This window comes from Shewanella sp. Sh95, from assembly GCF_001308045.1.
In the GTDB taxonomy this organism is placed as follows: Bacteria; Pseudomonadota; Gammaproteobacteria; order Enterobacterales; family Shewanellaceae; genus Shewanella; species Shewanella xiamenensis.
In genome coordinates this window covers 89,129-110,795 of sequence record NZ_LGYY01000109.1, presented here as the reverse complement: position 1 = coordinate 110,795, position 21,667 = coordinate 89,129, and the positions used below count along the sequence as shown (strand labels likewise).

General features: G+C 38.7%; 16 protein-coding genes and 1 pseudogene. 6 read left to right on the top strand and 11 right to left on the bottom strand.

Annotation, left to right across the window (positions count from 1 at the left end):
- Positions 1-117 (bottom strand): annotated as a pseudogene (locus tag AEA42_RS22225) (IS5/IS1182 family transposase); the annotation flags it as partial.
- 301 nt (positions 118-418) lie between these two features.
- Here AEA42_RS22225 and AEA42_RS08485 point away from each other — a divergent pair.
- From AEA42_RS08485 to AEA42_RS08460, 6 genes are all read left to right on the top strand, one after another.
- Positions 419-793, top strand: coding sequence for a hypothetical protein (locus tag AEA42_RS08485; protein ID WP_055647504.1), 375 nt, complete (start codon positions 419-421; stop codon positions 791-793).
- A gap of 662 nt (positions 794-1,455) precedes the next feature.
- Positions 1,456-1,827: a hypothetical protein gene (locus tag AEA42_RS08480; protein WP_055647503.1), complete on the top strand. Its 372-nt coding sequence runs from the start codon at positions 1,456-1,458 to the stop codon at positions 1,825-1,827.
- Positions 1,827-3,437, top strand: coding sequence for a site-specific integrase (locus tag AEA42_RS08475; protein WP_055647502.1), 1,611 nt, complete (start codon positions 1,827-1,829; stop codon positions 3,435-3,437). The genes AEA42_RS08480 and AEA42_RS08475 overlap by 1 nt, the downstream gene beginning before the upstream one ends.
- A complete protein-coding gene (locus tag AEA42_RS08470) occupies positions 3,430-6,378 on the top strand; it encodes a hypothetical protein (protein ID WP_055647501.1) in 2,949 nt (982 codons plus the stop codon). The genes AEA42_RS08475 and AEA42_RS08470 overlap by 8 nt, the downstream gene beginning before the upstream one ends.
- A gap of 7 nt (positions 6,379-6,385) precedes the next feature.
- Complete coding sequence (locus tag AEA42_RS08465; RefSeq protein WP_055647500.1) at positions 6,386-7,900, top strand: hypothetical protein; 1,515 nt, start codon at positions 6,386-6,388, stop codon at positions 7,898-7,900.
- A 415-nt stretch (positions 7,901-8,315) separates the two neighbouring features.
- Positions 8,316-9,482 (top strand): DUF3596 domain-containing protein, encoded by a 1,167-nt coding sequence (locus tag AEA42_RS08460; RefSeq protein WP_055647499.1) that lies wholly within the window; start codon positions 8,316-8,318, stop codon positions 9,480-9,482.
- Between the two features lie 688 nt (positions 9,483-10,170).
- On the opposite strand, the gene AEA42_RS08455 is transcribed toward AEA42_RS08460, so the two are convergent.
- The 10 genes from AEA42_RS08455 to AEA42_RS08405 all read right to left on the bottom strand — a co-directional run bounded on the left by AEA42_RS08455 (position 10,171) and on the right by AEA42_RS08405 (position 20,927).
- Positions 10,171-11,379, bottom strand: coding sequence for a J domain-containing protein (locus AEA42_RS08455; RefSeq protein ID WP_055647498.1), 1,209 nt, complete (start codon positions 11,377-11,379; stop codon positions 10,171-10,173).
- Between the two features lie 211 nt (positions 11,380-11,590).
- Positions 11,591-11,938 carry a type II toxin-antitoxin system RelE/ParE family toxin gene (locus tag AEA42_RS08450; protein ID WP_055647497.1) on the bottom strand — a complete coding sequence of 116 codons (348 nt, stop codon included), beginning with the start codon at positions 11,936-11,938 and terminating at the stop codon, positions 11,591-11,593.
- Position 11,939: 1 nt separating this feature from the next.
- Positions 11,940-12,200 (bottom strand): type II toxin-antitoxin system Phd/YefM family antitoxin, encoded by a 261-nt coding sequence (locus AEA42_RS08445; protein ID WP_055647496.1) that lies wholly within the window; start codon positions 12,198-12,200, stop codon positions 11,940-11,942.
- Between the two features lie 490 nt (positions 12,201-12,690).
- On the bottom strand, positions 12,691-14,043 hold the full coding sequence (gene glmM / locus AEA42_RS08440; protein ID WP_055647495.1) for a phosphoglucosamine mutase: 1,353 nt from the start codon (positions 14,041-14,043) through the stop codon (positions 12,691-12,693).
- Between the two features lie 87 nt (positions 14,044-14,130).
- The gene (gene wecA, locus AEA42_RS08435) at positions 14,131-15,192 is read right to left on the bottom strand and encodes a UDP-N-acetylglucosamine--undecaprenyl-phosphate N-acetylglucosaminephosphotransferase (RefSeq protein WP_055647494.1); all 1,062 of its coding nucleotides are present in this window, start codon (positions 15,190-15,192) and stop codon (positions 14,131-14,133) included.
- 136 nt (positions 15,193-15,328) lie between these two features.
- Positions 15,329-16,402: a UDP-N-acetylglucosamine--undecaprenyl-phosphate N-acetylglucosaminephosphotransferase gene (wecA, locus tag AEA42_RS08430; protein WP_055647493.1), complete on the bottom strand. Its 1,074-nt coding sequence runs from the start codon at positions 16,400-16,402 to the stop codon at positions 15,329-15,331.
- Between the two features lie 1,136 nt (positions 16,403-17,538).
- Positions 17,539-18,129 carry a haloacid dehalogenase-like hydrolase gene (locus AEA42_RS08420; RefSeq protein WP_055647491.1) on the bottom strand — a complete coding sequence of 197 codons (591 nt, stop codon included), beginning with the start codon at positions 18,127-18,129 and terminating at the stop codon, positions 17,539-17,541.
- Positions 18,116-18,811, bottom strand: a complete 696-nt coding sequence (locus AEA42_RS08415; RefSeq protein ID WP_055647490.1) for a WecB/TagA/CpsF family glycosyltransferase — start codon at positions 18,809-18,811, stop codon at positions 18,116-18,118. Before AEA42_RS08415 ends, AEA42_RS08420 begins: the two co-directional genes overlap by 14 nt.
- Before the next feature lie 28 nt (positions 18,812-18,839).
- The gene (locus AEA42_RS08410) at positions 18,840-19,697 is read right to left on the bottom strand and encodes a glycosyltransferase (protein ID WP_055647489.1); all 858 of its coding nucleotides are present in this window, start codon (positions 19,695-19,697) and stop codon (positions 18,840-18,842) included.
- 6 nt (positions 19,698-19,703) lie between these two features.
- Entirely contained in the window at positions 19,704-20,927 is a 1,224-nt protein-coding gene (locus AEA42_RS08405; protein ID WP_055647488.1) for a hypothetical protein, read from the bottom strand.
- Between the last annotated feature and the right edge of the window lie 740 nt (positions 20,928-21,667).

Sequence of the window (21,667 nt, the reverse complement as noted above, 5' to 3'; positions counted from 1 at the left end):
CTTAGCTTTCCACTGGGCGATAGCGTCCTCATCAATCCAGAAGGTAAGTGAGCCACGATTAATTAAGGCTTGATTGTATTGCTTCCAGTTAGTTGTTTTATAGCGAGGTTTTGACACGATTGATGGGTGAGTTGATAGGCTATGCCGATCAGATCACCAGCTATGGTTTTAGTTCAACTGATTTAGGAAACAAAGCCAGTATAACACTGAATTCATGAAGCATACATTGACATACGTTCTCTATGTATGAGATATCAATGTAAACTGACTTCAATCTAGTCGTTCATGTTAAAAATGAGCATTCCTTCATTAGGTTTGCGGTATAGGAACTTAAGAACTAGAACTCTAAACATCGGTTTAAGCTTAAGATTCAATTTTACAACGTAACAAGCTATTAGATTAATACAGAGGAAAGAGTATGCAAAGAATAAATTGTAACGAATCCACCTCAGTAAGGGTTGGAATGAGAGCTGCCTTGCTGATATTGGAAAAATGGAACTGCAACCAGCAGCAAATTCAGACTTTGCTAAAGTTACCTGAAAAGTATAACAACCTTGATATTGAAAAGGTGAACTTCAGTCAAGACCAAATAGTACGGATCAGCTATATACTGAATATTCACGCTGGGTTAAGTGCGTTTTTTAGTAACCCTGAAAATATTTATGGGTTTATGAACATGGTCAACCATAATGAACCTTTTAATGGCACAAGGCCAATAGATGTCATTTTCAACGGAAATATCAATGACTTCAAGATAGTTATGAGCCATATAGATCAGTTTGTTATACGCTAAATTTACCCTTTCTTCTTTAGCGTTTTCACGAAAACCTAGTCCATCTCAACACTATTAGGCATTTTACATTTAATGTTCTTTAAAATTTCAGAGTGACACTTTAAATCCTACAATCTTAAAAATTTTTTTTGTAACCTTGAAAAACTTTATTCTGTAACCATAGAAAACTTTATTCTGTAACCATAGAAAACTTTATTTTGTAACCTTAAAAAACTTCATCTCACAAAAGCCACAACAAAATAGATAACAGTCCAATTTAATTTTCACAAAGAGTAGAATTCAATGTTAGCAAATTGCCTCTGTAGTTCTAACCAATAAACGCACTCCAACCTATTCCCAAGATAGAACTGATGATTTAAGATGCACAAATACGCTTACCAAAGCCGTACTTATCATCTTATTCTTCTGATGGGCAGGATTTTATGGAATAACGGGATAAATAGTCACCTTACAACCAGAATATAAATAATAAATAGTGTCAACAACTGGAAGCAACATGATTAATGCAACTGCTTAAATGCACTCAATAGGCCAATTAAAAAACTTAAAATTAAAAAAACATAAATAAAAAACTATTCCTGTGACAAAACTAGCTCATGAATTGAAGATATTTACCATTTTTTTGTGATTTAATCTAAAGGCTTGGACGTTGGAGCTTGGTTATGAGTATCGAGAAATCTAAAAAAGTACTGCCCAATTTATTTTCACAGCACCAACACCCAGCACTTGTGAGACTGCGGGCAAATGAAAAGGTTAAACAGTGTGTCCCGCAGAACCGCACCTCCGCCTCTTTTGTTGCACTTCAAGTAGCGTTAAATGAAAGCACTATTCCACATGTCATCAGCACATTAAACACGCTTACACCTTCATTATCTTACCCAAAGTCTGCACGATGCCGTATTACGCAGGCTCATCAAATTCAAGCTGCAAAACAAGCAGAATCCCCAGTTGTATCTAAAATGCAACTAGCTCACTTAACGCAACTCTCTCCCAGTGCGATTCATACCTCAGATATCGGAAAAGGATATGAGTAATGGGAAAGCTACAAGCTAATGCTAAAAGTAATAGACTAAAAAATTCCGGCGGTGTCATGCCCGATAGACTCGGTACTAACACAGCGTTAATGAAGATGTTTTACCAAGCCGAAAAACAGAGTCATGAAACCAACTCAGGCAAATTATTAGTTGTTTTGTTGTATTTGTGGCTTACTCAGCAGTTAGATGACTTTCTCCTGCACGCCAATGAAAAGCCTCTCACAGTAGATGATATTCCCGACTGCCACAAAGTGAAAAACAGTGATACATGCGAAGCACATCGATTCAAAAATCATAAGTTTGAGGATGGCAAGTCCTGGACCTATTACGCGCGTGCAACCATTACTCAAAACGGCGAGAAAAAATTCGAATGGCAACCCATCCCTAATAGCTTAATCCACATTTTCAAACCCTTCGTTAGCAATCACAGCTATAACGTTTCATGGCTAACGGCAGCTGAAAAACAACAATTGCTTAATCTGCTCATGGCCAAATGGCGAAAACCTGCTGAGATCGAACACTTTCCAGCAATAAGAAAGCAATTGTTTTTTAAGTACATAACAAGTTGTATTCGCACAGATAATAAACTGTCTAGTTTAACTAAATCATTATTATTACCTACTGATATACGGCACCATCGCCATGCCGCGGTTTATCAGCAAAAAAACAGTGAACAAGTTCGCGCTGAGCTATTTCACGCACAAGATCGGTATCTCAGTCGATTATTCACTCATGCAAACTCTCTAGGTGTGAGCAAACTGCTGACACTCACATTCTCGTCGAGTTCAAAAGTAGGTAAAGCCACACTTCCCAACATTTCGCTATTAAATGATAACGCCAAAAGAAACATTCCTGCTGACATTACAAGCTCAAAAGTGGGTGTGAGTTTTCATAGTAAATGGGTTGGTGACGACTTAGAAAAATACGCAGACGAGTCTGTGTGCTACGGCAGTAGTCGACTTATACCCGAGAGTGAGATTGTTGCGATTTTTCGTCATCTTCATGACGAGATAACTTCATCTAAGCCTGAAAACAAAGCTGGTCAAGCCGCTTTAATTCATTATCACAATCTCTGCGCTAACCATACTGCGCTGTTATTTATACTGCTTACGGGCATGCGCCCTACCCATGCTATCTCTATCAATAAACAATCACACTATGATTACCGCCGCACGACAGTATCTGATAAAGGCTTTCAACGCGAAATCAGAATTTGTGACTATCTGAGACAACAAATTCTGCATTACACCACGCTGCAACAAAAACTCAGTTTGAAGCTGAATTTGAGCAATGCTCTTCCCTGGGCATGGAGTTTATATGATGCAAATAATCAAGCGACTGCAATATCAGCAAAATCGCTGCGACAATTTTTACATCAAAGAGCCAATGGCATTGTCCCCTATGTGTTGCGTCATCAATTTGCGCAAAGTGCCGCTACCAGCATTATACATAAACTGACAACACACCAAATTGATCGCTTAATGGGACACGCGGAGTACGGTGAACATCTGGGCAGTGACCATACATTTCCAGCAAGCATAAAACAACAAGACTTATTTCTTGATAGTCTGCCGGCTCGATACGGGTTAAAGGAGTTGAAATATGTCTAGTTTATTCAACAAATTAAACCCTGTTGAGATTTACAATTATCACCAACGTCAGGGCTTGTCAAACGCTGGCATAGATGCCATTAGCTGGGTGATCAGCCAGTGGCCGAACCCAACACTCAAAGCCTCAAACCTTTCAGCTCAAAAGCCGACTAACATATCAATCTGCCAACCCCAAAGGCGTGAAATCACTCTTCAAGATTTACAAGTCATCAATAAAATCATTAGCTCGGTTCCTACAGGCAAGCAACGTCACTATAAAAGTGCGCTAGAAGCCATTATTGTCTACCTCAAAGAAGTACTGAAGTGGCAAACTCCTGGAGTTGAAAAGCTGCCTTGGCCAGATCCTGATTTAAGATGGTATGAACGCATCACCGCTCAAGCAAATGATGCATTTAAACTGCAAGCAGAGTATGAAAACGTCAAAGCTCAGTTCTTGCAACAGCGCTCCGCACTGTCAGCTGAGTTTATGGCATTGATTATTGCACTTGAAATTGCGCCACTAACCATTGCACATCTCGTCAACATCATTAACGACAAAGAAAGTATTCAGCATATTGAAAGACAAACATATCTGAATATCAAACACTTAGACAAGTCATCAAACCAAGACGATCTACCGCAATCAAGCCGGTATCACCTGCCCTTATTTGTCTATCAATCATTGATGGAATATCAGGCATATTCGCATAGCAAGCTAACTGAAAAGCAGTTGCTAAAAAGATTAGAAACCTTATTAACGTCATTCTCCATATCAACTCAGGTCTCTCGTCATTACCAGCACCTTTTTCAAGCCGTTTGGCACTATCGCGATCATGTCGTTCCTACATTCTTAAAAGATATTAGTTACCCAGAACGTCATGTCGCAACCCCTTTAGTCTCGGTTGACAAGAAGGACCAACAACGACAATTAGTGAGAATTTATGGCATCGATTATGACGAAATGGCAGTTACCGCAATACCTAAAGCCAATCAAGCCTCGAAGAAATGGCCGCACCTCGAACTGCAAAATAATCGCAATAAGATTACAGAATGTGTCCATGACCTTAGTCATTGGCCTGTAGACAATATCCTGCCAACAATGCTCTATCGATACACGTTAGAACTCATCAATTTCGGTGGGGTAAAAAAGCAAAAACTCGCAGACAGCACCATCAAAAAATACTGCAATATTCAATTAAAACTCACGAGCCCGCTCAGTTATGACCAAGCAATAGACCAAGAACTACTACAACAATGGAGCCACAACATTTATGACAATTTAGCGACTGAAACAGAGCAACTGATCATGCTGTATTTTTTTCGCTTTATGCGTCACCAATCACTCACAGACCATTTAGACATTAGCCAGTTCGAACCACCACTCAGCCCTCCAGGTGTTGATCCATTTCGGATCTCAATAGAACAGTTGCATGAAATCGTCGCAAAGCTCATCGCGCCGCCCTCCGGGGGGTTATTGCAGAGGTTATTTTGCGCAGTCACTGTCATTATCAGCTATTTCGCAATGTTGCGCCGAGGAGAGTTACTGCGTCTTCGTTTAAAGGATGTATTTGTTGATCCAGCGAATAAACAATTGTTTCGTTTCAATATCACAAATACTAAGGAGGGGACGACCAAAAGCAGACATTCACGCGTTGTCTATACCGTCATACCGGAAGAATTCGCAATTCTAGTCAGAATTGTGATAAAAAACAGTGAACTTTGTGAACCTCACCAGCATTTGATCGGCTTCACAGAAGAGCCATACCATTCACGGCAGTTGCAATACTTATTACCTGTCACTAAATGCATCAAAGCAATATGCGGCCAGCAAGCGCGGTTTCATCACCTGCGTCATAGCGGTGTACATTTATTTATGCTGCAAGCACTACACCTTGCATACAATCTGCCGCCAGAGCAAACCACGAATACAGAGCAAATGAAACGCTTACTCCATGATGACGTGCTTGCTGCGCGATTTGACTATTGGCTTGAAGGGCAACCATTTTCACTGTGCAATGATGGGATTTTGTTAGATGAAATGACTCGTCAAATCGGACACGAGTACTATGCAACAACTCGATGGTCCTATCTGCACGATATAGACTGGCTTTACCCATTCTATCGGCCAGGCTTTGGTGAATCACAGCCTCGAGAATTCTCGCATAGTGAATTGCGATATTTGCTGGGGTTAAAAAACGACTCAAATGATCTATCACGTCAACTCGCTTTAATCAGCCCTGATTACCAAGCAAAAGACATTAACCAGAAGCGTCAAAACCACGTCTTACTCACAGAGACAGCACTGAGACAACATCTATTTAAGACGAATAAAAATAGTGTCGCCCAAAAGCCGCTCAGCGATTTTCATACAGTCTCGATTGCACAAGACACCGTCAAGTATCATCAAAAATGGCTTGGTAACGCCAACAAAATTTCTCATGACTTTCTTCAATATCTATTTCTTGAAATGCGAAAAGTAAAAGAGGTTAACTGGCCGTTATTAAGCCAAATCTCGCAATCTCCAGGCAAATATCAATTCTTGCCAATGACCAAAGCGCAAATCACAGCACTCAGTAATTTGCCAGCAATCGTGCTAAGCAACGGCATACATCCAGCATTAACATTAACCTTGGCGTGTAATGTCAAAAATGCACGACATTTTGCAGCAGTATTTCGTCAGCCACTGTGGCGCTGGTTAGCGCCCAGCTTTGTGTTAACCGTGAATAGAAAAACAAAAATCGACATTCTATTAAACAGGTTAAAAGACCATTTTGCTCAATCGGGTGAAACAATAACGCTTCAAAAACAACCTGTTGGTCAAAGCGAACTGACCATCACTCTGACGCCCAAATTGAGTGAAACCAAACTAAACCCTCATAAGCAGCACGCTAAGTTAGTGGATCTGCAATTTGTCATTCAACAAACACAGCTGTTTCTCTCACATTTTCAACAGACTAACTAGGAGTATTATGTCAAAATTAATAATTTCGAAAAGCAAATCCCCCTTGTTTATCAACATGATAAATGCACTAGACAAACATCATTCGGATGCATGTATCAGTGTGTTTATCGACAGCGATAACAGCCGTATGCTCCTTATTGGTGGTGCCCCTGGTCAATACGGACAAATCGAAATACCTCTCGAAAAAGGCCATGGTTTGAAGAACGCCGAATTTTCGATCCCTTTCGATTTTTTCATGTGCATGAAAGAGCAGCAGCAAGAGTTTAATACCCTAGCCAATCAGTATATTTTTGAACTCAGGTACAAAAATGGTAAATACATCAATATCGAGTATTGTTTATTACTCAGAGACGACAAAAAGATTGATGATTCGATACATTTCCCAATGTCCCGTTTTGAATTAGACGATGCTCATGAAAATCATATTCAATATCAGGTGGCCAATACTCAACGTGCTTATCATGAGCTGAACAGACGCTCGATTGTTGACATTATCAATTCAACCAATTCACTCATACCCTTTGATTTTGTTGAATTTAGAAAAAATGAAAAAGAGATCCGCTTTCAGAAAAATGGTGAAGTCACGACCAAACGATTACAAGACAATATCGACTTACCTCATACCCTCCCCTTGACTGAGGCCGCGAGCCAAACACTTAAAACGCTGTATATGAACTCTGAAACAGGCAGCATAGCGTTTTGTTTAGAGGGTGAACTACTCACGTTTAAAACTGACCAACACACGCAAAGTATTTCTCTGGAAGGCATAGATCAATTTCATCAAAAAATAACGCAGGAGAGCAGGTTACTCCTTGAATTTGCGTCTAATTTATACGATTTCAAACAGTTAAATAACATGATCTTAAAAGAAACCAGCGTTAGATCGCTCAATACTGCGATGCTACTGTTTGACAAAAACAAACTATTCTCATGCATGCTCCCAGGTCGTCGGGAATTCATACGAGAAGTGAGTGTCAAGCACCTCCATAATCACAACGCATTATTGTTTTCTTATTCGCCTCGCACTCTCAAAGACATGAAATTGAAAATTTTTGCTAAAGGAGGCGAGATCCGCATTACGTTAACGCAAAATCAAACCGGTGAACTGAAACTTAATTTCTTTGATAAGCCAGAGGATACCTCACCGTTTGATAGCCTTAACTTAGTATCAGAACAATCACTGTTAGCAGATTATCTAAAATTAAAAAACGAATACCTAAACACTTACGATGACCGGTACATTTTGCCGCCATCGCGCCAAGGAGAATTTGATTTATTTGCCGAACAACCAAGCGATGTGCCAGCAGAAATTGATGCCCCTGTTAATGAAATGGAGTCGCATGCGCAATACACCGACACGACAGAAACCCAAACAGAAGATAAACTCAAGAACGCTCGTGTTTATTCGCCAACGACTCATCCTGATTTAGCACCTAAACCGCACAATAAGCATTCTGAAAACATCACAGATAAAAGTAGCAATTTAGCCAATATCGATGAATATGGGTTTGCCGATGATTAAGTAAGCTCTCAAACAGTAAACTGAATACGGTTACGTGTGGTTGTGTGTGTGGTGGGGTAAATGACGGCAACAAACTTACGCTAAATTGCCCAACAATTTTCATTGGCAAATGGTCAATTTAAAAAGCGGAGCAATTTAAAACAAAGTACTGGACAAATAAACAGTATTAGTTATATTGATAGGTGTGTTTTTAACCAATAGTTGGCAAGCTGCAACTATTGGGAAAGGGACATTTCAGGTTGAGTTGCGCGATGTAAAAGTGCAGTTAACCTAATAAATAAGCAGTTGGGAGAGAGCGGCGGCAACCACTCTCCCCCGTACCGGCTGCGAACCGCTATTAACAGACCCCCAGCCGATGGCGAAATTCTAACGAATTCCATCGGATAGGGACAGTGCTATTTGATGGAGGCCACCTATGGCTCATATTCGTGTACGTCCAAATGGGCGTATTCAGTTCGACATGCATCTTTATGGCTGCCGTTTTCGTGAAGGCACAAAAATGCTGGCCACACCTAAAAACCTTGCTACTGCCAAAACTACGCTCAAAAAAATGAACGCTGAGATAGATTTAGGCTGCTTTCAATACCGTGACTATTTTCCCAAAAGTAAAAAAGTCGCTCAATTTGAGCAGTTGCAGCGTGACAAACATCCTGATCGTGAATATCCATTTTTCAATGATTTTGCTTATCAGTGGTTTGAACGCAAAAAGGCGACGTGGAAAAATAGCTATAGAAACACCATGCAAAACGTTTTAGATAAGTATCTGATCCCACAATTTGGCAATACATTGATGAATGAGATCACCCTATCGCAGGTTGATTTTTATCGCCAGCAGTTAATGCAAATGCTGAAAGCAGATAATACCCGTCAATTATCTAATCGACGCATTAATAACTTACTGTGGCCCATCGTCTCAATGGTGAGCCTCGCTGCAGAAGAATATAAATTTGAATACCCATTGAGACGCTATCGCTCACTTAAAGAAGAAAAGGCTGAGTCTCATCCCATGACCATAAAGGAGGTTAAACTTTTTCTATCCCACATTCCTCAGGAATGGAAAGATTACTTCATCATTCGCTTTTGGACCGGCATGCGCAGCTGTGAAATACATGGATTAGAGTGGCAACATGTTGATTTTAGTCACCGCTTAATTCGCATACGGCAAAACTGGGTGAATGGGGAAGTGTGTGATGTGAAAACACCAAAATCTCGGCGTGATCTTAAGATGTGTGACACGGTATACGATGCCTTTAAACGCATTAAAAATTTGGCACTGTCAGAATCAGGCTTTGTGTTTACGGGCAAATCAGATGCGCCACTGGATACCCATTTTGTTAGCAAAAAATTATGGTACCCGACACTCATTAAAGCGGGACTGAAACGTCGACGAGCTTATGAAACTCGCCACACCGCGGCAGTGCTGCATATCGCAGCGCTAGAAAATCCACTGTATATCTCACAAATGCTTGGCCACAGTGATACACGGTTATTATTTGATGTCTACGCACCTTATGTTGCAAACGCATCCCGAAACGATGGCAGCGCGTTTGATAAACTCATGCGCAACGAAAACATGCTGTAAAACATTCTGAGCCATAAGTAAGTATTCACATGTTGGATGAAATCCCGAAATCATCGGTAGCAGTCGGTGATCACAACGCTAAAATCGATTAACAGATGTGGTCACCGAAATACCAGAAAAGCAATTTGAATTGACGCCAAGACGATTATTTTACATCAAATGAGTAACAGCGTTACCGCTCCACAGAGCTAAACCAAATTACCAGATAAGTAACTTAGTGAAGACCTAAGGCTGAACTCGTACAAGGCATAGGTCTTCAGATGATTACCTTATAAGTAACAATCTGTAGACCTATTAGTTCGAGTAACCGTCGATCTCGTCTATTGTAAGCTGGCCAGATAGCGAACGATCGTATGGTCAATGTTGTGCCACACAAAATCTGACATTCCCCCTCAGTGGTAATCAAATGCAGGAGATAGAACACTTGATAAAGAAGAGTACAGGTGCTGTCATCGATGCGGGGATCCCACTTTTATACCGTCATTCGTAAACTGTGAGTTACGTAGTGACGCCCCATAGCCGCTTTTAACCTGCTGTAATCCTTAGCAAAGCGGCATCCAAAGGACACTAGAGCACTTCGCCGCTAGAGTCTAGTTCCTAGAGCCACGTAGTGGCGTTCTAGAGCGATTGTGTGCGTCCTGAAGCGTTTTTTGCAGCGGCATAGCCGTTACGAAGCAGCCCCCTTGCGCTATTTGTATTGCCAAAATTCATCAAAAGTTTCGTCATTAAACATAGCAAGATCAAAAATGTCGTTAAAACTCCCCCGTCGGCTACGTTGGTTTAATTCCTTTTGTATCGCTTGTACTGTTTTGATCTTAGTCACTTTTGCGAGTAACTCTTCAGTTTCAATCGTGAGATGATCACCATATTGGGCCAACTCCCTAGCGCGTGATGCTTTTGAACCACTACCAAAACGTTGCCAAATCATACTTTTAATATCATTACCATTCTGCATTGATTGATAATCTTGATTTAATAAACTAATTTTAACCTGCAACGCAGCCTCAATACGTTTAACCATATCTGCATCGGCTTCAAGCTTATACTCTGGTAGATATTCAAGGGCCAACATCAGCAAAGCGACAGCATCCTTGCTTTTCTTGGCTTGAGACAGTTGCTGCATCAACTCTTTTTTCAGCGCCTTTTTAGCGGGCTCAGGCTCTTTATCGGGATGAAATTGATTCGCCAATTGTCGATACAATTTGGTCATGGTTTTATCGCTAAATAACTCAAGGCTTAATGCTTGCTCTGGTTGACTCGATTCAAAGAAAAAATCATCCTCTTGGGCATCATACTCAGCCTCATCTTGCTCAAACGCATTGTCAGCGTCGCCGTCATCAAAAGCTTTATTGTGCTGCTCAGCCAATTTTTGCTCAAAAAATGCCTGGAACTTCGCCGGTTCATCAATGAGTTCAGACAGTTGCGCATCGTCTATATCCAACTCAAAGCCAAACATAGATTCTAACTCTTCACGAAAAGCATCAAGCTCGTGCTGACCAATGTCTTGCTTAGGCAAGGTTGCTTGATAAGCCATAAGCAAGCTAGTGAAGCTATCGCGTATTTCGTGAGTATTGATAGGATTAAACGGGTTCGATTCAATAATACTTATTTCTTCGTCAATCCATTCTAGCAGCGCCTCCCTTTGGCGACCTTTAATGGATTTACGCGGCACAAAAGTCAATAAATGACGCACCCATTGGGCTGAGGCATCACATACGGCCTGCTCTTTTTCAAGTAATTGTGAGGTGAACTCGCGATAAAAACCCTCTAATTTTGTTTGATAACGTTTATTTCTTAATTGTTTTTTTTCGTAGTCTTGCCACAATTTTTCGAGTGTTTGCGAGCGGTTACGTGATTGACTTGAAGCCGAAGTATTGATGATGCTCATTAATGACATAAATATTTTCTTTTGATGAAATGTTTACAAACCCGAGTGACCCAAAGTACAAAACTCGCATACCAAAATAGCGAAAAACGTGACGACATCCTTAGCAAAGCGACGTTCGAAGAACGCTAGAGCGCTTCGCAGCTAGAGTCTAAAGCCAGCTTGTGAGTATCCTAGATTCTCGTGACTAAAGACCGTCCTCGATTCTCACTGCCGCAAGCAATTACTTATAAACCAAGCAATGATTGATCAGTTGATTCTGTATGCTTTGTCGTTGGTTCAAAAAAAGTAGCACAGTAACAAGAGACTCATCATTAATGTAGCTAACCTCGTACAGTATTCTAAAATCCTCTTTTATCGCGTGCCTTACTTGAGTAATGCCAAGTTCAACTAACTCTTGACATAATGCATGGCTCAAAGGATTTTGCGTCACAGATGCTTCAAATGCCTCAATAACTGCCTCAACTCTCTCAATAATAGTGATCTCGTCATGCCATTGGGAATAGTGAGATATAGCACTATCTACGGTATCTTCAAATGTCTTGGTATATTCAAGTTTTACCACAGACATACTACTTATTATCCTTTAAAGCCATTTTACGACCCGCCAAGCGTTCCTTGAATGCACTTGATGACATAGTGCGGCCATTTTGTTGATCGCTTTTTGCAAAACTGACTAGCTTGAGTAAAGCTATCGCCTCATCACGTCGATTTCTATCCGCTACCGACTCGATAACGTAAGCAGGTACACCATTTTGAGTAATAATCATCGGTTCATCGAGGGTTAAGCTCGCGGCATTTTTCTTCAAAAAACTGATTGTTTCTATGTTCATAGGTTGATGCCTAGTTGATTAATTGAAAATAAGAAAACCCATTCACTAAGCCAAAATCATATCATGCGATAGATTAAAGACCAAAAAAAGACTAAAAAAAGACTATAAAAAAGACTAAAAAAAGACTAAAGACATCAAAACGCTCAACGCCGTGCTGACGGTTGACAGATTACGAATTACGGAACGCTCCAAGCTCAACTCACCGTCAGGGCACAGCCCGTTCCGTAACCTGTAATCGCAAAAAGCGGCATTCCTAGCCCCTAGCAGCGAGCTTGCGAGCGTCCTAGCAGTTGCGCAGCAACGTCCTAAATTCTCGCGCCACGCAGTGACGTTCCGTAGCCGCAAAGGGGCGTAGAAGCTAGAGCGAGCTTGCGAGCGTCCTAGGGCCGAAGGCCTCCTAGCAGCAGCGCTTTTTGCTGCGTTCTAGCAGTTGCGAAGCAACGCCCTAGAGTCTTGCGGCCGAAGGCCGTCCTAAATTCTCGCTCCTCGCTTATGCCGCTTTGACTGCCTGTGCGATATATTCAGCTTGTTGTTGGGTCAAGGCAATGTCCGTGGATTCAACCATCACTCGAATTAAGGGTTCAGTGCCAGATTTACGTAATAATACTCGCCCTTTATCTTCTAAAACTTCCTCAGCGGTTAGCACAGCTTGTTTAACACTGTCTTTAGCCAAAATGCTATCGGCACTGCCAGATGATAAACGCACATTAATAAGTACCTGTGGCAACTTTGTCATGCCCGCTTTAATGTCGGCTAAACGTTTGCCTGACTCTAAAATGGCTTTAAGTACCTGCAGGGACGCCACAATACCATCACCCGTTGAAGCATGCTTTAAACTCAAAATATGCCCAGAACCTTCGCCGCCCAGTTGCCAACCCGTTTCTTTAAGCTGCTCAACCACATAACGATCGCCCACCTTTGCACGTACAAAGGGAATGTCCATTTGCTTAAGGGCCAGTTCTAAACCAAGGTTTGACATTAAAGTACCAACCACACCGCCGACCATTTCACCTTTTTGGAACGCAGCTTGTGCCAGAATAAATAAAATTTCATCACCATCAACCACATGGCCATTATGATCAACAAACATGACTCGGTCGGCATCACCATCGAGCGCAATACCTAAATCCGCTTCATTGATCATTACCGCAGATTGCAAGCTATCTAAATGTGTTGCACCACAATGATCGTTAATGTTCACGCCGTTGGGTTTGTCGTTAATGCTAATCACCTCGGCCCCTAACTCGCGATACACATTGGGTGCAATATGGTAGGCCGCGCCATGGGCGCTATCGACGACAATCTTTAGTCCCGCCAAGCTTAAATGATTCGGGAAGGTGCCTTTACAAAACTCAATATAACGACCGGCAGCATCATCAATGCGACGCACTTTACCCAGTTTTTCAGAAGCTACACATTGCAATGCATTATGCTTAAGCGCTTGCTCTAATAGCGCTTCAATTTCAAGCTCTTGCGCATCATTTAACTTAGTACCCGTGTTTGAAAAAAACTTAATACCGTTATCATAAAAAGGATTATGGGAAGCACTGATCACCACGCCAGCATCGGCCCTAAAAGTAGATGCTAAATATGCCACCGCAGGCGTTGGCATAGGGCCAATCAAAGCCACATTGACACCAGCGGCTGAAAAACCCGCTTCCATAGCAGATTCCAGCATATAACCACTAATGCGGGTATCTTTACCAATCAACACTTCTTTAGTGCCAGTGGACGCCAGCACAGTGCCAGCCGCCCAACCTAACTTCATCGCAAAATCAGGCGTTATAGGGAATGTACCCACCTTGCCACGCACACCATCGGTACCAAAATACTTCCTAGACATACAGCATCCTTAAAAAGTCTTAAAAACAAAAATGCCAATTCAGTTGAATTGGCATTTAAAAATAGAATTAAATCAATTAGCTAAAAGCTAGTCCTTACGTACCCAAGTCAAAATTTGCCATACGTTCGATAAAGCCCAATTATAACTGATAAATATAGCCAAAAAAGCGGTAAACATTATCCATTCAGGAACTTGTACCATCTCAGCACCCACACCAATGATGGCAAGCAAAAACGAGGCTATGGAAATTCTAATCAAGGTTTGCTTACGGTTATAACCCGCACGCTCAAAAATATGGTGTAAATGATCACGGTCAGGCTTAAAAGGTGACATGCCCTTTTTCACCCTTCTATACATAATTGCCGCCATATCCATAAGTGGAATAGCAATTAAATACAATGCAGTAACAGGGGAAAATACTGCGCCACCTTGCATAAGATGACTCCCTGTTTGTGTGCCAATCACTAGCAACCAAACAACGGTTAAGCCAATCAACATACTGCCAGCATCACCCATAAAGATCTTATCGAAAGACTGAAATGGCCATCTCAAGTTGAACAATAAATATCCAACAATTGCACCAATAAACAACAAAGGCAGCATAAACCAATCATTACCAGCCCAATAAAACAGGATGGCTAAAGCTGCAAAAGTCACTAGGCTTAACATACCCGCTAGGCCATCAATTCCATCGACCATATTAAATGCATTTATCGCACCGATAACGGCTAAAACCGTAACAAAAATACCAACATAGCCAAGCTTAAATTCAAAAAAGTATAAAATGTTACCAAAGGACGTTAAGTAAAGACCTGCACCGAAAATTAAAATAGATGCGGTAATCACCTGCGCCGCCATTCGAACGCGAACGGACAGATCATACTTATCATCGAGTACACCAAGAAAAAGGATTAAAGCTGCGGATATCAAATAAAGGTTAAAGATTTGGCTTTGCTCTATCACAATGCTCGAAACCAATAGCACACTGCAATAGATAGAAACGCCACCAATCAAAGGGATAGCACCGACATGCAACTTACGTTCATTGGGTAAATCGACTAAACCAACACGTTGAGCGATAGGATTTAAGACTTTAATTGCAACACAAGTTAAACAAAAAACACTCAAAAGCGGTATGAGGTATTCCATCACTCTCTTCCTTTACTAGCAACTGATGCCAAACGACTTTAAAAAAAGTCTATTTCAAAAATATGACAATGGAGTATAGCAGGAGGCGATTTGCTAGATAAGCAGTAAATCAACATTTTTTAACCGCCCGAAAAGTCTAAACTGAACGCATAAACTTAACATGACGATTTAAAAAAGCTGTAATACGCCAAATATTACTCAATACAGTAAAATACGCTGCAAAACTCAATAAAAATGCAAAAAACATAATATATTCATCAACTTTAGCCAGCTCAGACCAAATGCCAACTCCCGCCATCAAGGTGGCAGCAGCACAAATAGCCAATAAGGATTGAAAAGATGACAAACCTATACGTTGGCAGATATGGTGTAAATGCTCGCGATCCGGCTTAAATGGCGATTGGCCCTTACGAATACGACGGATCATAATGCACGCCATATCCATCAGCGGTAGTGCAATCAACCATAGCGCAGTCACAGGGCGGATCGCTGTTGCTCTCTCACCTTGGCTTGCAACAATCAGCAACCAAATTACCGTAAAACCGATAAAAATACTCCCAGCATCGCCCATAAACACCTTAAAACGCCGCCCAAACGGAAAACCTAAATTGAGCATGATATAAGGCAACATGGCGGTGACTAACAGGGCACAAAACAAGGCAAAGTTAGCCATGCCATGCCAATAAAACAGCAAACCCAAGCCGCCAAAAGTGACGGATGCTAAGCCGCCCAATAAGCCATCAATCCCATCGACCATATTAAAGGCATTAATAGCACCAATAACCGCCACCACGGTTAGCACATAGCTAGCAAGTTCAGGTATTTGTAACGCCTCGCTCCCCATCAAATACCCAAGATTATGTAAACTACGTTCACCCAGCACTATCATTGCAATTGACACCAAGGCTTGTATCACCAAACGCAGCTTAAAACTGATGTCATAGCGGTCATCAATGGCCCCCACTATCACCAGCGCCAACGCACACCCCATATACAAATATGGCAAAGTCAACAATTCAGGTAACCACAGTAAGGCAAGCAGCATAGTCACAAAAACCGAAATCCCACCTACTAAGGGAATTTGTCCAGTGTGTTGCTTACGTTCATTAGGTTTATCAACTAAGCCAGTACGTTGAGCAACCTTACGAAATACAAACAAACAGATAAAAGAAAAGAAAAAAACGAATAAAACAACGAAAATTACAGACATAAAACTACTCAATAATTATTCAGTATAAAAAATACTAAAGTACTAAAGTACTAAAGTACTAAAGTACTAAAGTACTAAAGTACTAAAGTACTAAAGTACTAAAGTACTAAAGTACTAAAGTACTAAGAGCCTCATAATTGAACTGCCATGCCTGACTCAAGGCATTTAGTAAACATCACTTGCAGCTAATCATGTGACAACCACTAATCAGAATGCAAGCAAGACTTAATTGATAACAGAATGTAACAAAAAAACAAACCAGCTTAAAACAGATATTATAAGTTACTTATTCAAAAAATGAGAACATCGCGTGAAATAATTCTGACTAAGGAGTCGCACCACAATAACAGCGATAAATTTTATGCGCTCATTAATTCAAATCCGAAGTGCACCATTCAGTAAATTAAGCAGCACAGCGTATTTCATTTTGGCATACTAACTAAACCTTTTATTCGATAAAAAGTCAAAAATCGTAAATAATATTTGCCACAACAGGAGGTATATAAATTCAAAGTAAAATGGAATGATACACATTAAGAAAAAACATTTTAGGAAAATCCCACTGCATATTACCTTACAAAACGAATTAGGCCATTGCAAACCGAATTTCTTTACAAAATAAAAAGGTATATATGACAAAGCATATAAAGATGAAAAAATTATAATTACCAGTACGTGTTCCAGATTATGAATAAACAGAAATGGTTTAAGAAAATATAATAAAAAATACGTCACAACCCTATACTTCTCAGATAACCGATTGTGTAAATAAAAAGTTACTGCAATAAAAATACAGGCTCCAATGGTATAGTTGAAAGTGAGTCCAAAAATAAAAAAACCTAACAAAGAAAGTAAAATAGCATAGAAGAAAACTTGTCCTAACGTTACAAATCTACCGTCTCTTTTTGTTACAGCTCCAGGTTCATTATCGTTTACACAACAAAAGTAATCATATATTGAGAAGTAAAGTAGCATACTAATAAGATAAAATAAAATAAAATAGCAAGCCGTATATTCTAAATCAAAATATATTTGATTAAAAATTATTATTGTACCCCAGTATTTTGCAAGGTATATAATAAAAGATGAAAAATTTGAGTTATAACGACTTGTGAAATAATACTCGCCAGGAAACGTCATGACACCACTCTTCCTTCCTTTACAAACCTTGAGCTTATTGCGTATTCAACAAGATCGCGATCAGCATCAAAGTCATCAGTGAAAAACTCGTCTATAACAATATTAGGAAAATTTTCTAGCAGCACTTTAACCTTGCCCTTATCTGGGATATACAAACTATACCGCCCTAAAGTTTCAAAGTTATTTACGAGTAAACTTGAACCTATCACTGTATATTTAAGACCTTTGAAGTCAAGAAAATCTTGTATGACAAACTGAAGAGAGTTAGATACTATTATGGCTTGTCCGGTTGGCGAAGAAATCAGCTCTCCAAATATCTCCTCATTTATATTATCATTTAAAATAGATGCAAATTCACGCGAAAAACTCTTCAAGTCGACCAAACAAAAACCTTTCAAGACCGAAATTCTAAGCTTAGAGTGTTTATTGTTATCAATAAATTTCAGTTTTAATAAGATTTTTGAAAAAAATTTTATTAAAAACAACTTAATCTTTTGAACAACTCCACTTTTATATACACAATAATCTACAAAACTGTATGTAGTATTCATATTGACAAGTGTAAAACAAAAATCAAAACAACGCATTATAGATATACCTTAAAATAAAAATAGGATACTTTGTAATAACCTTCTTGCGAACATGTTTCGCAAAAACTAGTCTATAAAGCCACCTTAGCTCAAGCTTATCTATAAGCTTAGGATAATAATCATTACTTTGATGTTGCGAGAAAAAACCTCCACAGGTTATAGCAAGTTTTAGCTGACTAAATTCTGTATGGGATTTCTTTAAATGTAACAAAAATTCTTCCTGGAGAGGAAACCCCATACCAGCAATTAAAATATCGCTTAATAAAGAATCCTCTATTATCTGCTGCCTATTTCCGTCATTAATGAAACCTGTTGATACAAATGAAAGATTAATGTTAGGGAATTTTCTTTTTATAAATTGAGAAAAATTTTTTATTTCATCCTCAGTGGCACCAACCAAAGCTACATTAAGTTGCTTATCAGCGCAGAAATTAAAAAAAGGATAAGCTAAAGAGGTAGAGTCAAAACTAATTCTATCTACCTTACTAGAGTGAAAAAAATTATTCAACTTAGTAAGTAAAATTCCATCTGAAAAAAAATAATCAATTTCATTAATCATCTCATCAGAAAGATCGTAATATGAAAATGCATTAACAAAAGTACTTAAGATAAGCTTATTTCCATTTTCAATATGGTTATATAGCTCATCAACATGTCGAGTTGTTGATAATTCAATCAAAGCGAATCCACCTTAAATATAAATCAAATCAATAGGTTCCTATCGAGCCATTAACTTTAAGCCTTGCATCTTTAAATGCTTTTAAAATTAGTTTAACTCTAATTAAACGTTCTGGAAATAATATTAAATATATAAAAGGCTCAATTAGCCATGTAAATATAAATCTTAACCTATATTTAAAAGGTACGTAGCTTGCTTTAAATAGCTTCAAAGAATCTCTGATTCTATAATATTCTCTTATAGGGGAGTATTTAGGGAAAGATAACTTTCCAATATTAACAGCAGAATCCCCTAAAGCGTGTTCTAAAGTAACTCTAGTATCTAAAACCAAAATATAATTTCTTTGTTGTATTCTCCAACATATATCCCAATCAGCATAATCAAGAAAAATGAATTCATTCCACCCATCTATCTCCTCAATTACATCATATTTTACCAACAAAGATGATGTAATAAGAGTCTTAACTGAATATAAGTTATCATTTAGAGAAACTCTATCTTTATTTTTAATGAGTTTTTTAGAATTTTTATCATAATATGAAGGACCAATGCATCCTACTTTATATTTTTTAGATAAAACCTCGAAATCTTCAATCAATCTTTCTATATGTCCGTTAGATATAGTTGAATCTTGATCAAAGAAGATCACAAACTCACTAGGTTTATCTCGAACATAACGAAGACCTACGTTAAATGCAGATGAAAGCCCAAGATTACCATCATTAAATATATACTCAACATTCAATCCTGAAAACAATTCTGAATTATCTTTGATTGGAGTGTTGTCCAATAAAATAACCCGATCTACTTGAAGTAGCAACTTTCTAACATTGTCAACAATTGACAGCCTTGGGTGGAATAATGTAACAAGTGCAGTAACTTTCATTGGGGATTAATTCGCCTTATTATTACATGGAAACTTACTATTTTGATGTGATAACATATTTATTGCAGATGAGAAAAAAAACAATGCACAAAACCCTATACTGCCAAGTAAAAAAGGATTTGTACTAGCCACTAAAATGTATATAAGCAAACCAACGCCTAAAAACACAGTGTCAATTTTTAATCTCCCATAAAAAGATCTAAAAATTGGTGGTAACCAAATAAAAAATAATATTAAAATTGTTGCTGTTAGCCCATATCTTCGAACAGTCTCATATAGGGTCAACTCTGTGAGCATAGTAAATTCATTAAAACCTTGAGTGAAGAATGAAGACCCAGCGGCCCAACCAAATACTATCATCCTAAAATAATCTGAACTAAATTCATTAAGATATGATTCTTTATGTAAAGCTTTAACAGCTAAGGAACCTTCAGTCACATCAGATAAAAGTAGATACATGATTATGATGCTACCTATTGATGATAAAAAAGCAAAAAAAATACTGACAATTATTCGACCGCGTAGATAATTAATAGCCATGACATATAAGAAAACTAATATAGATGCAGCTAACATATTTGCTCTGGCCGCAGTAAAAACAAGCCCTAAAAAAAGAATAACACAAGTGCCTTTGTTGATATTCGAGTTTTTACGAATCGAATTAGATAAATAATATGCTAACGCAGGAATTAAACAGGGCGCAGTTGAATAATATACACCAGGGACCCACCAATCCAATATTTTCCTATCCCTAATCATAAAAATAAAAGCTACCTTGTCATTTTCTATAGACTCAAAAAATGTAATCAAAATCCATTTAACATCATTCCAAATAAAACATACAATCCAAACAACTATAATGAACAAAGCAACTATTTTTGCTGAAATTAAATACGCATCAATAGTTACATTTCTATAGCGCTGATTATCAAAGACAAGAAGAAGTAAATATAAAAAACCTAAAGAAAAAAACAAACCATGGAAAACATCTACATTGCTTCCCGGAAAAATGAGATTAAATAAAAGACTAGAAAAATAAATAATAAGCATCATAAGTAATTGTGCTATTTTTTTATAATCACCAAAAACAAAGCCCGTAAATATAAGCAATATAAAAAAAATCTCTTTAGTTCTAAAGAAATTACCACCATTAACATTGATAGATAAAATCAAAAGTACCAAAAACACTTTTGATAAATTTAATAGGTTAAACTTATTTTTAAAAATCAAACCATCACCTATATTATTAATATATCACATATTTATTATATTTAAACTATAAAAAAACGAACTAAAAACTTAACTCCAAAATAATGGCAACAGGCTTCCAGTGTCCCTTAATGATGCAAATAATCACAGTCTAGCCTACTGTAAATAGACTATATAATCATCTAAGTTGAATGCGCTTACGCAAGAAAAAGCTTCTCATCCATTACGAGCACAAGCATCAGAAAACCAGTATTCGCTCCAAGGTTTAACCCCATATCGAATATTTAAATGTCAATTAGATTGGTAAAAGCTAGATATAATGAACTAGCTAAAAACGATGGTCAGTTAGCGCTGTTAACCACCTCGTCAACCTAGATCGAGTCTAACAAATGATATGGGCAGGCAAGATCTACCTAATATAAGAAAATTGGGCTGAAACAGAGTTTAAATTAACAACGAAGAGCATCAATAGCTTATAAGCTGCCCTATGTAAATCATCGAAGACAACTGCAAGTTGTTGCATTCCCAGACAATCCCTTGGTCGTGCATTTAGTGCTCGTTCAATGTTAGCAATCTTCTTATCCGTTATCATGCATAAATCTGTTCCCTTGTTTATGTACTGCAACAACAAGCCATTAAATGCTTATATAACCCAGGCTCAAAGGATACAAATTTTTTAGCACACACTGAACTAATTACACTAGATATCCCTCTTACCAATAAACCGTATCGGCTTCCCAACCAATAGCTTATCTCTATTT

Coding starts and splice junctions, on each gene's coding strand:
- AEA42_RS08460 (WP_055647499.1), top strand. CDS start 8,316: ATGGCTCATATTCGTGTACGTCCAAATGGGCGTATTCAGTTCGACATG.
- wecA (WP_055647494.1), bottom strand. CDS start 15,192: ATGGAATACCTCATACCGCTTTTGAGTGTTTTTTGTTTAACTTGTGTT.
- AEA42_RS08450 (WP_055647497.1), bottom strand. CDS start 11,938: ATGTCTGTGGTAAAACTTGAATATACCAAGACATTTGAAGATACCGTA.
- AEA42_RS08475 (WP_055647502.1), top strand. CDS start 1,827: ATGGGAAAGCTACAAGCTAATGCTAAAAGTAATAGACTAAAAAATTCC.
- AEA42_RS08445 (WP_055647496.1), bottom strand. CDS start 12,200: ATGAACATAGAAACAATCAGTTTTTTGAAGAAAAATGCCGCGAGCTTA.
- AEA42_RS08410 (WP_055647489.1), bottom strand. CDS start 19,697: ATGAAAGTTACTGCACTTGTTACATTATTCCACCCAAGGCTGTCAATT.
- AEA42_RS08470 (WP_055647501.1), top strand. CDS start 3,430: ATGTCTAGTTTATTCAACAAATTAAACCCTGTTGAGATTTACAATTAT.
- glmM (WP_055647495.1), bottom strand. CDS start 14,043: ATGTCTAGGAAGTATTTTGGTACCGATGGTGTGCGTGGCAAGGTGGGT.
- AEA42_RS08480 (WP_055647503.1), top strand. CDS start 1,456: ATGAGTATCGAGAAATCTAAAAAAGTACTGCCCAATTTATTTTCACAG.
- AEA42_RS08465 (WP_055647500.1), top strand. CDS start 6,386: ATGTCAAAATTAATAATTTCGAAAAGCAAATCCCCCTTGTTTATCAAC.
- AEA42_RS08485 (WP_055647504.1), top strand. CDS start 419: ATGCAAAGAATAAATTGTAACGAATCCACCTCAGTAAGGGTTGGAATG.
- AEA42_RS08455 (WP_055647498.1), bottom strand. CDS start 11,379: ATGTCATTAATGAGCATCATCAATACTTCGGCTTCAAGTCAATCACGT.
- AEA42_RS08420 (WP_055647491.1), bottom strand. CDS start 18,129: ATGCGTTGTTTTGATTTTTGTTTTACACTTGTCAATATGAATACTACA.
- wecA (WP_055647493.1), bottom strand. CDS start 16,402: ATGTCTGTAATTTTCGTTGTTTTATTCGTTTTTTTCTTTTCTTTTATC.